The sequence below is a fragment of the Pantoea sp. R13S299 genome, from assembly GCF_048515925.1.
GTDB lineage: Bacteria > Pseudomonadota > Gammaproteobacteria > Enterobacterales > Enterobacteriaceae > Pantoea.
In genome coordinates, this window is sequence record NZ_JBLYEF010000001.1 from 1,134,796 (window position 1) to 1,148,971 (window position 14,176).

Below are 14,176 nucleotides of genomic sequence, written 5' to 3' on the forward strand. Positions count from 1 at the left end.
ACTCCGCCTTTTTTCTGTGTCAATTCTCTGTCATCCGGGGCGGGTAAGGTGGTGCGGCAAAAGCACGCCGCCGGGGCGCTGCTTATCCAGACCGGGAGTTCTATGTCCATTGCCGCCGTTATGCCCGCCCGTTTAGCGCACACCTGTATTGATGAGAGTGTGAAGATGCGGGAAACCACTGTAGGTCAGCAGTGTGAGATCCTGGCGCACAGCTCGCTGGAATATAGCGAGCTGGGTGACTTCTCCTATGTGGGCGAGCACTGCTGCCTGGCCGATACTCAGATAGGGCGATTCTGCGCCATCGCTAATCAGGTGCGGATCGGCGCGCCGAATCATCCCATGGACCGCGCCTCCCAGCATCGCTTTACCTACTGCCCGGAGTATTACCATCCCGACGCCCGTCGCGATCGGGGCTTTTTTGCGGCCCGCCGCGCCGATCGGGTGGTGATCGGAAATGATGTCTGGATCGGCCACGGCGTGATTGTGCTGCCCGGCGTCACGATTGGTGATGGTGCGGTGCTGGCCGCAGGGGCTGTGGTCACGAAGAACGTCGCGCCCTACAGCGTGGTGGGCGGTGTGCCTGCCAGACCACTGCGGGTGCGGTTTACGCCTGCGATTGCGGCGCGCCTGCAGCGCATTGCCTGGTGGAACTGGCCGCTGGAGAAACTGATGGCGAATCTGCCCGACTTTCAGCACGGCGACATCGAAGCGTTCTGCCAGCGGCACGGTGAATAGCCTTCTCAGCGTCAGGCAGATCGCACGCTGATAAAGCGCACGACCCGCTGCCCGTACAGTCCCACCGCCAGGCCGGCGATGATCAGCAGCAGCGCAACGATCTTCGGGGCTGAAACCGTTTCGCCAAATATCGCCACTGACCCCAGGATGCCGAACACCGGCACCAGCAGCGACAGCGGCGCGACGGTGGAGACCGGATACTGCTTCAGCAGCCAGTTCCACACCCAGTAGCCGAGCAGGGTGTTGGGATAGACCTGAAACAGTATCGATAACACCGCCTTCATATCCAGCTGGGTAAACAGCGCGTGATAGCCCGCGCTGCCATTGACCAGCCCGTCCAGCATGAAGAGCGGAATGGGCGCAAAGGCGCTCGACCAGACCAGAAAGGCAAAAACCTGCCGTGTGCCCGCTTTCTTATTGATGATGTTGGCGATGCTCCAGGCTATCGCGCCCGCCAGCACCAGCAGCATCCCGGAGAGCGTCACCGAGCCATCGGTAATGAAAAAAATGCTCAGCAGACCAGCGCAGGCGAGCAGACAACCGGCGATCTGATAGCCGCTGAGGCGCTCTTTGAATACCCAGCCACCCAGCAGGAGGGTGAAAAAGGCGCTGAACTGCAACAGCAGCGAGGCGATGCCCGCCGACAGCCCGGTTTTAATCCCCAGATTCACCAGACCCCATAAACCGATCCCGAAAACCAGGCCATAGCCGATCAGGTAGCGCCATGGCACGTCCGGTTTTTTAATAAAGAACAGCGCTGGCAGGGCACAGAGCGTAAAGCGGATGCCTGCCAGGATAAAGGGATCGACCGCATGCAATCCGAGTTTGATAACGGAAAAGTTAACGCCCCAGATGGCGGTGATCAGCACGGCGAGCAACAGATGAGAGAGTTTCATGCGTGACGTGCTCCATACCAGCAGAGAAAGGCAGAAGCGCTGACCGCGGCACCGGCATAGCAGACGGCCTGCCATCCCCAGTGGGCGTAAAGCTGGGTAGCGGCAATCGCCCCCAGCGCGCTGCCCAGCGAGTAGAAGCACATATAGGCCCCGACCAGACGACTGGCCGCCTCGGGCCGGGCCGCCACCAGCAGGCTCTGATTAATGACATGTACCGTCTGGATGGCGAAGTCGAGCAGGATCACCCCGAAAACCAGCAACAGTAGCGAGCTTTGCAGCGCGGCTATCGGCAGCCAGGAGAAGGTCAGCAGTGCCAGTGCGAAGCCGGTGGCGCGCTGCCCCCGTCCCTGATCAGCCCATGCGCCCGCTCTGGAGGCCGCCAGCGCCCCGGCCAGACCCGCCAGTCCGAACATCCCAATCGCGGTGTGTGTCAGCGAGAGGTCCGTCAGCGGCAGCACCATTGAAGACCAGAGCATACTGAAGGCGGCAAAAATCAGCAGCGCGAGGATGCCTCGCCTGCGTAACAGCGGGTCCGTGCGGAACAGCCGGAGCACCGACAGTAACAGCTGAGGGTAAGCGGTGCGCTGCGGCTGGCCGGTTGTTGCGGGCAGCACTTTCATCAGTACCAGCGAGATCAGCAGTAACAGGCCGGCGGCCGTCAGATAGACCGCGCGCCAGCCTGCCAGATCGGCAATCATCCCGGAAACAAAGCGCGCCAGCAGGATGCCGATCACGATGCCACTGGTCACGCTGCCTACCACCTGTCCGCGCTGCGCGGGCGACGCCAGCATGGCGGCCCAGGCCACCATCAGCTGAGTGACTACCGCCATTAATCCCACCAGCAGCATCGCACAGAGCAGCGTCATCAGGTCGGGCGCGAAAGCCGCGGCGGTTAATGCCAGCACAGACAGCAGCAACTGGGTGAGCACCAGTTTTTTGCGGTTGATGCAGTCACCCAGCGGCACCAGAAAGATCAAACCGAGGGCGTAGCCGGTCTGGGTGGCTGTGACCACCGCGCCAATGGTGCCGGGAGAAACATTCAGGCTGGCGGCTATCGACTCCAGCAATGGCTGCGCCGAGTAAACATTGGCGACCGCCAGCGCAGAGGTGAGTGAGAATAACAGGATCATCCGGGGCGAGAGCACCGTTGTCGCGGCTGGCGGTGGATCGGCTTCCTGAACCTTGCATGTCGTCGTGGTCATGATTACGCCTTCTGGTTTTTATTTGAAACTGGATTGGCAATATCATTAACCGGGCTGGTTTTTTTTTGCAACTTCTTTTCAGGGTGGTAAGCTGGCGTCATCAGATAGGCAGAGTGAGAGAGAACATGGCTAAGCAGGAATCCCTGAGAACCAGCGAGTGTCCGGTCGCCAGAACCCTGGAGTCGATAGGTGAACGCTGGTGCATGATGATCGTGCGTGAAGCCTTTGATGACGTCCGCAGATTCAGTGACTTTCAGCGCAACTTAGGTCTGGCGAAAAATATCCTGGCGTCGCGCCTGAAGCAGCTGGTTGAGACTGGCGTGTTTGAGATTGCGCCAGCCTCGGATGGCAGCGCCTACAGCGAATATGTCCTGACCGAAAGAGGCCGTTCGCTGTTTCCGGTGGTGGTGGCGATGCGCCAGTGGGGCGAACGCTATCTGTTTGAAAAGGGCGAAACGCACTCGGTGCTGCTGGATAACGCGGAAGGCAAGCCGCTGCCGCGCCTTGAAGTTTACTCTTCGCAGGGGCGAAAACTGGAACCCGCAGACTGCCATCGTCAGCGGGTAGTTGCTAAGGGTTAACCGTCAAAGTATTGCCTCTTCTGAGTACACCTAACCTGGCAGGCCTGACATCGCACGCGATCCCGATCATCGTTGTCAGCCTGTCGATATCATCACATTTTCCAATGACAGGTCGCCTTGTAACTTGCCGATGCGCATGACATCCTCGCTAATTGTATAGACATGTATCTTCAACCATGAATCGGGCCCATCACCTTTTCAGTTAACGCGTCTCTCACTGTTCCAGCGAGGAATCTATGTCGGTTAAATCATCTGTATCAGATTATTCAGGCGCTGAGAAACCGCGCCTGTCAGAAACCCGTTCCATTGATTACATCCCGTTGCGTGAACGTCATGGTCATCCCTTTAGCCAGTTCACGCTCTGGTTTGGTGGCAACCTGCAGATCACGGCCATTGTCACAGGTGCGCTGGCCGTGGTGCTGGGCGGTGATGTCGTGTGGTCGCTGATCGGCCTGCTGGTGGGACAGATTCTGGGTGCAGCAATCATGTCGTTGCATGCGATCCAGGGTCCGCGCCTGGGTTTACCGCAGATGATCACCAGCCGGATGCAGTTTGGCGTGTTTGGTGCCGTCATTCCTCTGGTGCTGGTGTGCATGATGTATGTGGGGTTTTCAGCCAGTGGTACAGTCCTGGCGGGGCAGGCGCTGGCTAAACTTATCGGTGTCAGCAATTCAGCCGGGATGATCCTGTTCAGTACCCTTATCGTGATCATCGCGGTACTGGGCTATCGCGTGATTCATCAGTTGGGGAAGGTGGCGAGCGTCATCGGTGTTTTAGCCTTCGCTTATCTGTTTATCACGCTGTTCACTACGCATGACTTATCCGCTGTCTGGCAGAATCAGCACTTTACCCCGGCCAGTTTCCTGCTGGCGGTCTCTCTTTCTTCCTCCTGGCAGATTGCCTTCTGTCCTTATGTCTCGGACTATTCGCGCTATCTGCCAGCAGATGTCTCCGCGAAGAAACTGTTCAGCTCGGTCTTTCTGGGCACCGTGCTTGGCACCCAGGCGTCAATGACGCTGGGGGTGATCGTCGCGGCTATTGCCGGAAGTGCGTTTGCAGGCAATGAAGTCGGTTACATCGTGAGTATGGGCAGCACCGCGACCATGGGCATGGTGATTTATTTCGCGATTTGCTTTGGAAAAATCACCTTTACCACGCTGAATGCGTACGGCAGTTTTATGTCTCTGACGACCATTGTCTCTGGCTTCCGGCAGCAGACTACGCTGAGTCGGGGCGCGCGCATTCTGTTTGTAGTGCTGATGGTGGCGCTGGCCTGCATCATTGCTCTGCTCAGTGAACCGGCCTTCCTGAAATCCTTTACTCACTTCCTGCTCTTCCTGCTGGCTTTCTTTGTGCCCTGGAGCGCGATCAGCCTGACCGATTTTTATCTCATCACCAAAGGCAGAGTGGATGTCCCGGCGCTGTCGCAGCCGGACGAACGCTATGGGCGCTGGAATCTGGCCGGTATTACCGTCTATTTTCTGGGTGTGCTGGTGCAACTGCCGTTTATCGATAATCCGCTGCACCACGGATCGCTGACCTGGATTTTTGCCGGTAATGATGTCTCGTGGATCATCGGATGGTTTGCGACGGCACTGATGTGGCTCATTGCCAGCCGCTGGGATCGCCGTGGCACACCTGAAAAGTCAATTTATCCCGCTGTATGAAAGGATTAAGCCACCGGCGTTCCGGGGAGAGTCTGCGCGGGTGAGTGAACACCCGCGTGTCAGGGAATCTGCGCGTCTGAAATCAGGCGGCTGAAACATCCGCCGCGCCGGTCTGCGCGTCGGCCACCAGCGGCTTCTCCGGCTGTAACAGCGTCATCGCCAGCATGCTACCGAAGGTGATGACCGCAGTGACGGTAAACATCGCGTTGTAACCGTAATATTCCGCCAGCCAGCCGCAGAGCATCGGAGAGATAATCGCCGCCAGATTGGCTATCGCCAGCGTCATGCCGCTGTAGGTGCCGACCGATGCTTTCGGGGTGACATCAATCACTACCGACCAGTAGACATTATTCACCAGCGCATTCAGCGCATTGCCCAGGGTCATCAGCGCAATGATCCCGGCGGCCGACTGCACATACGGGATCGCCATAAAGCAGCAGGCGGTGCCGCACAGCGTGACGGCGGCAAACAGATTGCGCGCCAGCCGCAGATTATGGAAGCGGGCCAGCAGGGCGTCGGCAATGCGACCGCCCAGCAGCACCGTGATGCAGGCACCGCTCCACGGGATCATCGCTACATACCACAGCGAATGCAGGTCGTAATGAAAATTATCCTGCAGATACTTCGGCATCCAGGTCACCAGGGTAAAGGTGATGTAGAGGAAGGAGAAGTAGCCCAGCGCGTTGCAGACCAGCGTGCGGCTGGTGAAGAAGCGCCACCAGGGCAGTGGCACGCTGTCGCCCGCGCTGCGGCGCTGACCGTTCTGGATCAGCGCGCGTTCTGCCGCATTGGTATGGGGACTCTTATCCGGGCTGTCGCTGAAGGTGTGGGCAAACAGCGCCATCGCCAGTAGCGAGAACACCCCCAGCAGGATAAACATCATGCGCCAGTCATGGGTCAGCAGCAGCAGGCCAACCGCAATCGGTGCTGTCAGCAGCGCGCCAACCTGCGTCGAGAGCAGGCCGATCCCCAGCGCAAAGCCACGCTCCTTATCGGGTGCCCAGTGGGCAATCGCCTTGTTCATCAGCGCATAGGCCGGGCCTTCGGAGAAACCAAACAGGATGCGCAGGGCAGCAAAGCCCATAATGGCGGAGCCGCCAAACAGTGCCATGCCCAGTTCACCCGCCCAGGCGGTGGCGATTTCCAGCAGCGACCAGAGCACGCCGGCCAGCAGCCAGACCTTTTTCGTGCCGATACGGTCGGCAAGGAAGCCGCCGCACAATGAACCAAACAGATAGCCAAAGCCAAAGTAGCCCAGCACCGCGCCGAGCTGGACTTTGCTGAAGTGGTACTCCGCCGCAATGGCGTTGGCCGCAAATGACAGGGCGCCGCGATCGATGTAGTTGATCAGGGCGATCAGGAACAGCAGTGAAAATATGGTGTAACGGTAACGGCTGGATGTCATCTCACTTCTCCTGATTAAGTGTCTCAGTAAAACAGAAGCAAAATTGATGCCGGAAGGGCCGTTATCCGGCAAACAGTGGCGGGAAGTGCGTGCGGGCTGCAAACCCGCATTAAAGGCTGTTAACTGATCCGGCTAATTATTTGCCTGCGCATCAATGCGGTGCAGCCGTTGCCTGTCGCTGGTGAGTCTCAGGCGGCGTTGTGATGCGTTGTGCTGACGTGTGGCAGTGGGATAACCACGGCTTCATCGATGGCAACCTCTTCAGCGGTCTTGCTCTGCGGCATTTCGCCTACGTGCAGCAAAATCTGCTGCTGGTAAGTGGCATCGGCCACTGTAGTCTCTTCACTCAGCAGTACGCCCGCTTCATTGACGTTTTTGCCTGCCACTTTTATTTTTGTAGTGGCACTGGCCAGCATCCACTCATATTCAATATCGACATGGCCACTATCAATACAGCGGATACCGCGATGACTTAAATCATACGCCAGCACCGTGGCTGTCGGCCCTAATGAAATTAAGACCAGGTCAAAGTTGACGGCATTCTCTGAAACGGTTTCAAACAGGCGATCATAAACGGAAAAGGCATTACGGTTCAGCGTGGTAATACGTTTAACTTCGCTGGCCCCCTCCAGTAAATCATTGCCTAATCCCAGACGTGTGCCACTGCCTTCAACAATTAATACCCGGCGGCCCTGATAGAGTTGTTTGAATTTATCAAATATCGTCCGGGATAATTGCTTGCCTTTATAATCGTGATAAGGCCGGGTCACAGACGTATTTCCATAGTGGATCTGGTTATTCAGCAGAGACTCATAATATTTAAAGTAAAAGGATTTATGGAAGAACCAGAACAGGGCCGATCCACTTCGCATATTCCGGGTGGTGCGAAACGCATCCGGCAGACAGATCAGACAATTGGGGTTGGCCGCAGTCTCCTGCTGCAGCAGGGCTTTGAGCCGGGCAGAGAGCTTCGGGTCAAACGGCTGGAAACCAATATTTTTATACCAGGTCATTTCCAGTTCACCGTCGCCATATCGGGCCAGCGATAATTGTGGATTATTTAATAACAGATCAATGGTTTCTTCTATCGACATGACGGAATAACGTTTTACCCGTGCCTGTGCAGCCGGATAAAGAAGGGCAGCATGGATAAATTTAAATGGGAAACGAAACTTGCGATAAATAGCATGAAGTGCGGACATGGTTAACCTGCCTGGGTTATTGCTGCCAGAGAAAATCCCGCCTGCTGGCCGGATAAATAATAAGAGTGATGATATATATCACAGATAAAAAACGCGTCAGGCTACGGAATATCTGAAATCGGTTTCATCGGCGAAATTCCTTCTTTCATTAATCTATTCCCTGTTTTTGATTTTCCTGGAAATTAATAAGTTCGTGGTGTGTTCTGAATCATTAAATGATTTTAAAAGCCATCACACCACGTCAGCATTGATGATCATCCTGATAAAAACAGCAGGGCAATCACTTTGCCGATTTCAGCATTAAGAGTTATTGCAGGGCAAGGTGAATAAACCATTATGATTATTTGACACTGAAAATCGTTCACCCTGGTCATCAGCCAGGACGTGATTGAAGATTTCGATCGCTACCTTTTCCCGAAAACTATGCACATACCTGGCGGCGTCGTTCGATCAGTCTGGTGGCGATCGACTCCACTTCCGCAAAGTCTTTTGAAACACTGGCTCTTAGCGCCAGATTCCATTTGCTGAGTGTACGGGCGTTAGCAACCAGTTCGCTGCCTGCTTTAATTCGCCCATTCTCTGCCAGCCATTCAGCAACGTCAGCCCAATCCCAAAGCGGTGACTGGCCTTTAATGCGCTGAATCGGGCAGGGGAAGTCACCGTTACCCCGCGTGCCGTCTTTCAGCATAGCGATGGCCTGGCGGGACATTTCGGTGATCTCTGCAATGTCACTTAGCCCGACCAGTGCAGAATCCACAGACGTTACTGTCGCGCCGATACGGGCAGACTCAACGTTATCAATTGCAGATGCAATAGCGTAGTTCAGAGAGTCTGCTTCACGGTCAAATTCCAGATAAACAGAACGGCCATATGCGCAAATTAGCGCATCGTCACAGCCGCTTTCAAACAGCACATCTTCCAGTCCTTCGGTCTCATACGTTACGCCTGAGAGTGTCAGAGTGAAGTTATAAAGCGCCATAGTACCTCTCCTTTTCGTTGGTATGTGACCCGGTAAACAGTGGGGTTAACCGCTGCTTACCGGGCAAAATCATTTGCAGTGATCGACCTTGCGCCTGACTTGCTTAGCGTGGTTCTCCGGGCTTCGTGGAGTAGACCACACACTCATTTGATGATCCCGATGCTCATCTGCTGGATTCCCGCAGCGCAGCTTGCAAAAGCAGTGAGCTGAATCGCCCGGTGGAACCCAAACCCAGCCATTCTTTAGCGCATAATCAACGGCTGCCTGAATATGCTTGTTCGGATGTTTCTTCATTCGCCTCCGAATAATTGGATTCTATTCTCTGCGTTGACATTCGTCAACGGTGATTGAGTCCACCCGTTGATGCATAGGTGAGTGTCAAAGTGATGAGATGCAGTCCATATGTGAAGTGATTTATTACTGGCCTGAGAAGGAGATTCCATTTAGCTGGCCATGAATATCAATTTGGTAAAAACGTTTAGCCGGGAATTACAGAAGCACCGCTTGTCTGATAATCGTTCGCCTTTGAACAAAAGGTGCGATAGTTAGCCGCCTATGGTTAACTTTTTGTGATGGTTATCTCGTTATTCCCTCTTCAGAAAGTAAAAAAAGCGGCCTGAACCCCTCAGCAGGTAACATTTATAATAAATATTACTAATGATTTACGCCTGCACACGTTTTTACATATTTCGACCTTACGTTAAAATCTCGTTGAATTTATGTTTCCAGCTTAACTTTTTAATCGCCGCTAATGACCCGAGGAAGGATCATGATCAATAAAATAACCAGTATAATCATGGTGATATTTGCTATCGCCCTGATTTACATGGGAGGACAACTCCTGCTGGCAGGAGGCAGCGCGTTCTATGCGCTGATGGGCGTGGGCGTTCTGCTCAGCGCGATTCTGCTGATGATGAACAAACGCAGTGCGCTGACGCTTTATGCGCTGCTGATGTGGGTCACGCTCTTCTGGACCATCTGGGAAGTGGGCTTCGACAAATGGCAGTGGATCCCGCGCGGCGACCTGTTTGGTGTGCTGGGCGTCTGGCTGGCTCTGCCATGGGTAGTACGTCCGCTCTATCAGGGGCAGCGGCGTTTCCATCCTTTCCTCGGTGGTTCGGTGGTGCTGATGGTGCTGCTGGTTATCGGTCTCTGCTTCTACGATCCGCTGCCGCAGCAGGGCACCATCAACACGCCGCGCAACGCCTCTGCGACCGGGGGTGCCGCTGAAGAGTGGAGCGCCTATGGCGGCACGGCGGATGGCCAGCGTTTCTCCGCGCTGAAGCAGATCACCAAAGATAACGTCAAAGATCTGGAAGTGGCCTGGACTTATCACACAGGCGATCTGCGTCAGGGTGATGATGCGACTGAATACACCTTTGAAGCGACGCCGCTGAAAGCCAACGGCATGCTCTACTTCTGTACGCCGCACAACGAAGTCCATGCTCTCGACCCGGAAACTGGTGCGGTGAAGTGGAAAACGATGCCGGATAAAAACCGCTCCTATCTGCAGCAGCATCAGACCTGTCGTGGCGTGAGCTACTTCGACGCCGGTCAGCAGGCGCAGCAGCAGACGGGCGCAACGCCGGCCCTCTGCCGCAAGCGTATCTTCAATGCAACCACCGATGCCCGCCTGCTGGCGCTGGATGCCGACACCGGCAAGCCGTGCGCTGACTTTGGTGACAACGGTGTGGTGAACCTGCGCGCCAACATGGGCGAGGTGCGTCCGCATGCGCTGATGCAGACCGCAGCACCGCTGGTGGCGGGCAATCTGGTGATTGTCGGCGGTTCGGTGATGGATAACGGCTTCAACAACGGCAACCCATCCGGTGTAATCCGTGCCTATGACGCCGTCAGCGGTCGTCTGGTGTGGAACTTCGATCCGGCTAACCCGGATAACACCGCACCGGTCGCGGCAGGGGCAACCTATCCGCAGGATACCCCGATCGCCTGGGCGACCCTGAGCGCGGACCTGAAAAACGGCCTGGTCTATGTGCCGTTTGGTAACGCCTCGCCGGATGAAGTCGGCATTGAACGCGATCCGGCCAGCAACACCGAAAAATTCCGTGATGCGCTGGTGGCACTGGATCTGAAAACGGGTGCCTTCAAATGGCGTTATCAGAGTTCGAACCACGATCTGTGGGATCGCGATAACCCATCACAGCCGTCGCTGGTGGACATCAACTATCAGGGCAAACCGCAGCCTGCGGTGATCCTGCCGACCAAAACCGGCAATCTGTTTGTACTGAACCGCCTGACCGGCGAACCGGTTTACCCGGTAGAGCAGGTTAAGGTCTCCACGGATGGTATTAAGGGCGAGCAGTATGCGGCGACGCAGCCGGTCTCCAGCCTGAACTTCATTCCGCAGCCGCTGACTGAGAAGTCAATGTGGGGCATCACGCCGTTTGACCAGATGGCCTGCCGCACCACCTTCCGTGAGCTGCGTTATGACGGTAACCCGTGGACGCCGCCAACCGAGAAAGGCTCGCTGATCTTCCCGGGCAATATCGGAGTGTTTAACTGGGGTTCCGTGGCCGTTGATCCACAGCGTCAGATGCTGATTGCGGCACCGGTGCGCCTGGCATACAAATACAACCTGATTAAGCGCACGCCGGAAACCGAAACCCAGCGTACCTTTACCAAAGATGGCACGCCGTACTGGAATGAGAACTTCCACGGTGACTACGCTATCCACATCCAGCAGATGGCGTCGGGTCTGGGTATTCCCTGCATCGCGCCACCGTGGGGACGGATGGTGGGTGTGGATCTGACCACCGGCAAAACCGAATGGCTGCGCCGCGTCGGCACCACCAAGAACCTCAAGACCAGCTTCCTGCCTGGCCGCTTCCCGCTCGGTTTCCCGATGGGAATGGTCGCGCACGGCGGACCGCTGCTGACGGCGGGTGATCTGGTGTTCCACGGCGCAACGGCAGATAACTTCTTCCGTGCTTACGACAGCACCACTGGCGAACTGCTGTGGCAGACTGAACTCAGCGCCGGGGCGCAGGCCACGCCATCCACCTTTATGGGTAAAGATGGTAAGCAGTATGTGGTCATTGCCGCAGGCGGCCACGGCTCGCTCGGCACCACGGCGGGCGACAGCGTTGTCGCTTTCCGTCTGAAGTAAAATCATCCCGACCTGCTGAGCGCCGCCCTGGCGCTCAGCTTTTTTCATATTTATACCAGCCAGTTTTTACCGCCAGCTTCCAGCTACAACCTCTTGTATTTCAGTTTAATTCTCCCCACGCTGCCTGTAATCCATCTGATAACACACCGAAACTATTTCGTGACAGCGCTCCCGGTTTAAGGATTTCCCCGGCCTGACAGACTTGCGCATTGAAGCGCGAGGCGTAGATTAATACATAACTTCACAATTAATCGTGAACATGAAAAGTACTTCACAATACGCACTCTGAAGGATTGATGCTCATGTCGGAACTGAAATTTGCTACCCGTCTCAACTCTTTCGCCTCGGGGGCGCACCTCTACTGGCCTGATCAGCAGGGCAAGCCCTCTGTGCTGCAGATGGTTGCCCGCGCAGGCCAGGTAAAAGGCTTAACGCATCTCGACCTCAACTTTCCTCAGCATCTGACCAGCGATATTCCCACTTTGCGCCAGGCGATCAGTGATGCGGGTCTTGCCGTCAACGGTATGCAGATGCGCTGGGATGCGCCGCAGTTCAAAATCGGCGCGTTTACCCATCCTGATGCCAGAGTACGGCGTGAAGCGATCGAGCTGACCAAGCGTGGCATCGATGCAGGCCGCGAGTTTGGTTCGCGGCTGATGACCCTGTGGATGGGGCAGGATGGGTTCGATTACTGTTTCCAGGCGGACTATAAGAAGATCTGGGAGGATGCGGTCAGCGCCGTGCGCGAAGTGGCGGAGTATGCCCCGGACGTCGACGTCAGCATCGAATACAAACCCAATGAGCCGCGCGCCTACAGCATCTTCCCCAACGCCACCACCTGCCTGCTGGCGGTGGAAGAGGCGGGCTGCGCCAATCTGGGCATCACCCTGGATTTTGCGCACGTGCTGTTTGCCAATGAGATCCCGGCCTACGCCGCTGCCATGGTGGCGCGCCGCTCACGGCTGCTGGGGCTGGATCTGAATGATGGCTGGGGCAAACGCGACGACGGCCTGATGGTCGCCTCGGTTAATCCGCGTGCCACGCTGGAGTTTCTCTGGCAGATGCAGCGCGACGGCTACAGCGGAGCCTACTACTTCGATACCTTCCCGGATGCCAGCGGGCTTGACCCGATCCGGGAAGCAGAAAGCAATATCGCAACCGTGACCCGGCTGCTGAGGCTGTGCGACCAGCTGCACGGCAACGCGGCATTACTGGCGGCCATCGAGCGCCAGGATGCGGTGGCCTCCCAGCAGATCATCAATGACATCATGCTGGCGCGATAACAGCTGCACCCTGCATAACAAAAAACTCTACCCAACACGCTGAGAATAAAAAAATGAAAAAACGCCTGCTTGCCTTTATCGCTTCCTCACTGCTGTGCAGCACCGTCTACGCGGCAGAACTGGCTCCGTTGCAGTCAGACACTGAACCGGATCGCACCGACTGGACCCAGCTCGACACCAAATATGGCGCGCTGCCGAAAGTCGATAAGTCGCTAAAGATTGGCGGGGTATCGAAAACCCTGACCAATGAGTACTGGCGCCTGCTCGGCCAGGGCTACCAGGATGCGGCGAAAAAGTATGGCATTACCGTCGAGTATCAGGCAGCAGCCAATGAAGACGATCAGCTCGGTCAGCTTTCGATTGCAGAAACCCTGATTTCGCAGGGCTTCAACGGCCTGCTGGTTTCGCCGCAGACCGACATCAACCTGCAGCCTGCGCTGGAGAGTGCCAACAGTAAAAATATCCCGGTGGTGAACGTCAACGATGCGGTGATGCCGAATGTGCGCTACTACGTCGGCAATGTGCAGAAGGATAACGGCGTGCGGGTCGCGAAGTGGTTTATTCAGCATCATCCGCAGGGCGGCAAGGTGGCGGTGATTGAAGGGCAGCCGGGCGTATATGCCGCCGGACAGCGCACCCGGGGCTTCAAAGAGACGCTGGACGCAAATGGTAAGTTCACCATCGTCGCCAGCGTGCCGGCGAACTGGAGTCGCGAGCAGGCCTTCAACGCTGCGTCGACCATTCTGCAGCAGCATCCCGATCTGATCGGTTTCTACGCTAACAACGACACCATGGCGCTGGGCGTGGTGGAAGCGGTGCGGGCGCAGAACAAAGCCTCACAGGTGGCGATCTTCGGCACCGACGGAATTTCCGATGCCTATGCGTCGATCAAGCGCGGTGAACTCACCGGCACGGTCGACAGCTTCCCGGTGCTGACCGGTGAAGTGGCGATGGATGTGATGATCCGTCTGATCAATGGACAGAAACTGTCGCGCGTGATCTCTACGCCACAGGCGCTGATCACCAAAGAGAATGTCGAGGCGTTCTCCACCAAAGACAACAACCGGTTGCGCGAGCTGCTGGCTCAGCAATAAGCCGG

General features: G+C 56.3%; 12 protein-coding genes. 6 read left to right on the forward strand and 6 right to left on the reverse strand.

Going from position 1 to position 14,176, the window contains the following annotated elements:
* The first annotated feature begins 102 nt into the window (after positions 1–102).
* Positions 103–735 (forward strand): DapH/DapD/GlmU-related protein, encoded by a 633-nt coding sequence (locus ACN1CO_RS05585; RefSeq protein ID WP_419138169.1) that lies wholly within the window; start codon positions 103–105, stop codon positions 733–735.
* Between the two features lie 11 nt (positions 736–746).
* On the opposite strand, the gene ACN1CO_RS05590 is transcribed toward ACN1CO_RS05585, so the two are convergent.
* A complete protein-coding gene (locus ACN1CO_RS05590; RefSeq protein WP_419138170.1) occupies positions 747–1,631 on the reverse strand; it encodes an EamA family transporter in 885 nt (294 codons plus the stop codon).
* Entirely contained in the window at positions 1,628–2,833 is a 1,206-nt protein-coding gene (locus ACN1CO_RS05595) for an MFS transporter (protein ID WP_419138171.1), read from the reverse strand. Before ACN1CO_RS05595 ends, ACN1CO_RS05590 begins: the two co-directional genes overlap by 4 nt.
* A gap of 125 nt (positions 2,834–2,958) precedes the next feature.
* Here ACN1CO_RS05595 and ACN1CO_RS05600 point away from each other — a divergent pair, with 125 nt between their 5' ends.
* Positions 2,959–3,414, forward strand: coding sequence for a winged helix-turn-helix transcriptional regulator (locus tag ACN1CO_RS05600; RefSeq protein WP_419138172.1), 456 nt, complete (start codon positions 2,959–2,961; stop codon positions 3,412–3,414).
* A gap of 236 nt (positions 3,415–3,650) precedes the next feature.
* Complete coding sequence (locus tag ACN1CO_RS05605; protein WP_419138173.1) at positions 3,651–5,081, forward strand: purine-cytosine permease family protein; 1,431 nt, start codon at positions 3,651–3,653, stop codon at positions 5,079–5,081.
* Positions 5,082–5,163: 82 nt separating this feature from the next.
* Here ACN1CO_RS05605 and ACN1CO_RS05610 read toward each other — a convergent pair whose 3' ends face one another.
* The 4 genes from ACN1CO_RS05610 to ACN1CO_RS05625 form a co-directional block, all read right to left on the reverse strand.
* Entirely contained in the window at positions 5,164–6,486 is a 1,323-nt protein-coding gene (locus ACN1CO_RS05610) for an MFS transporter (RefSeq protein WP_419138174.1), read from the reverse strand.
* A gap of 188 nt (positions 6,487–6,674) precedes the next feature.
* On the reverse strand, positions 6,675–7,688 hold the full coding sequence (locus tag ACN1CO_RS05615; RefSeq protein ID WP_419138175.1) for a GT-D fold domain-containing glycosyltransferase: 1,014 nt from the start codon (positions 7,686–7,688) through the stop codon (positions 6,675–6,677).
* Positions 7,689–8,109: 421 nt separating this feature from the next.
* Positions 8,110–8,667: a helix-turn-helix transcriptional regulator gene (locus tag ACN1CO_RS05620; protein WP_419138176.1), complete on the reverse strand. Its 558-nt coding sequence runs from the start codon at positions 8,665–8,667 to the stop codon at positions 8,110–8,112.
* A gap of 69 nt (positions 8,668–8,736) precedes the next feature.
* Entirely contained in the window at positions 8,737–8,961 is a 225-nt protein-coding gene (locus ACN1CO_RS05625) for a hypothetical protein (protein ID WP_419138177.1), read from the reverse strand.
* A 475-nt stretch (positions 8,962–9,436) separates the two neighbouring features.
* On the opposite strand from ACN1CO_RS05625, the gene ACN1CO_RS05630 reads away from it, so the two are divergent.
* The 3 genes from ACN1CO_RS05630 (at position 9,437) to ACN1CO_RS05640 (ending at position 14,171) form a co-directional block, all read left to right on the forward strand.
* The gene (locus ACN1CO_RS05630; RefSeq protein ID WP_419138178.1) at positions 9,437–11,794 is read left to right on the forward strand and encodes a membrane-bound PQQ-dependent dehydrogenase, glucose/quinate/shikimate family; all 2,358 of its coding nucleotides are present in this window, start codon (positions 9,437–9,439) and stop codon (positions 11,792–11,794) included.
* 302 nt (positions 11,795–12,096) lie between these two features.
* The gene (locus tag ACN1CO_RS05635) at positions 12,097–13,077 is read left to right on the forward strand and encodes a TIM barrel protein (RefSeq protein ID WP_419138179.1); all 981 of its coding nucleotides are present in this window, start codon (positions 12,097–12,099) and stop codon (positions 13,075–13,077) included.
* Positions 13,078–13,130: 53 nt separating this feature from the next.
* Complete coding sequence (locus tag ACN1CO_RS05640) at positions 13,131–14,171, forward strand: substrate-binding domain-containing protein (protein WP_419138180.1); 1,041 nt, start codon at positions 13,131–13,133, stop codon at positions 14,169–14,171.
* The last annotated feature ends 5 nt before the right edge of the window (positions 14,172–14,176 follow it).

What these genes read in the sequence shown, in the direction of transcription:
- ACN1CO_RS05595 (WP_419138171.1), bottom strand. Translation starts at nt 2,833, where the DNA reads ATGACCACGACGACATGCAAGGTTCAGGAAGCCGATCCACCGCCAGCC.
- ACN1CO_RS05600 (WP_419138172.1), top strand. Translation starts at nt 2,959, where the DNA reads ATGGCTAAGCAGGAATCCCTGAGAACCAGCGAGTGTCCGGTCGCCAGA.
- ACN1CO_RS05620 (WP_419138176.1), bottom strand. Translation starts at nt 8,667, where the DNA reads ATGGCGCTTTATAACTTCACTCTGACACTCTCAGGCGTAACGTATGAG.
- ACN1CO_RS05610 (WP_419138174.1), bottom strand. Translation starts at nt 6,486, where the DNA reads ATGACATCCAGCCGTTACCGTTACACCATATTTTCACTGCTGTTCCTG.
- ACN1CO_RS05585 (WP_419138169.1), top strand. Translation starts at nt 103, where the DNA reads ATGTCCATTGCCGCCGTTATGCCCGCCCGTTTAGCGCACACCTGTATT.
- ACN1CO_RS05640 (WP_419138180.1), top strand. Translation starts at nt 13,131, where the DNA reads ATGAAAAAACGCCTGCTTGCCTTTATCGCTTCCTCACTGCTGTGCAGC.
- ACN1CO_RS05635 (WP_419138179.1), top strand. Translation starts at nt 12,097, where the DNA reads ATGTCGGAACTGAAATTTGCTACCCGTCTCAACTCTTTCGCCTCGGGG.
- ACN1CO_RS05605 (WP_419138173.1), top strand. Translation starts at nt 3,651, where the DNA reads ATGTCGGTTAAATCATCTGTATCAGATTATTCAGGCGCTGAGAAACCG.
- ACN1CO_RS05625 (WP_419138177.1), bottom strand. Translation starts at nt 8,961, where the DNA reads ATGAAGAAACATCCGAACAAGCATATTCAGGCAGCCGTTGATTATGCG.
- ACN1CO_RS05630 (WP_419138178.1), top strand. Translation starts at nt 9,437, where the DNA reads ATGATCAATAAAATAACCAGTATAATCATGGTGATATTTGCTATCGCC.
- ACN1CO_RS05615 (WP_419138175.1), bottom strand. Translation starts at nt 7,688, where the DNA reads ATGTCCGCACTTCATGCTATTTATCGCAAGTTTCGTTTCCCATTTAAA.
- ACN1CO_RS05590 (WP_419138170.1), bottom strand. Translation starts at nt 1,631, where the DNA reads ATGAAACTCTCTCATCTGTTGCTCGCCGTGCTGATCACCGCCATCTGG.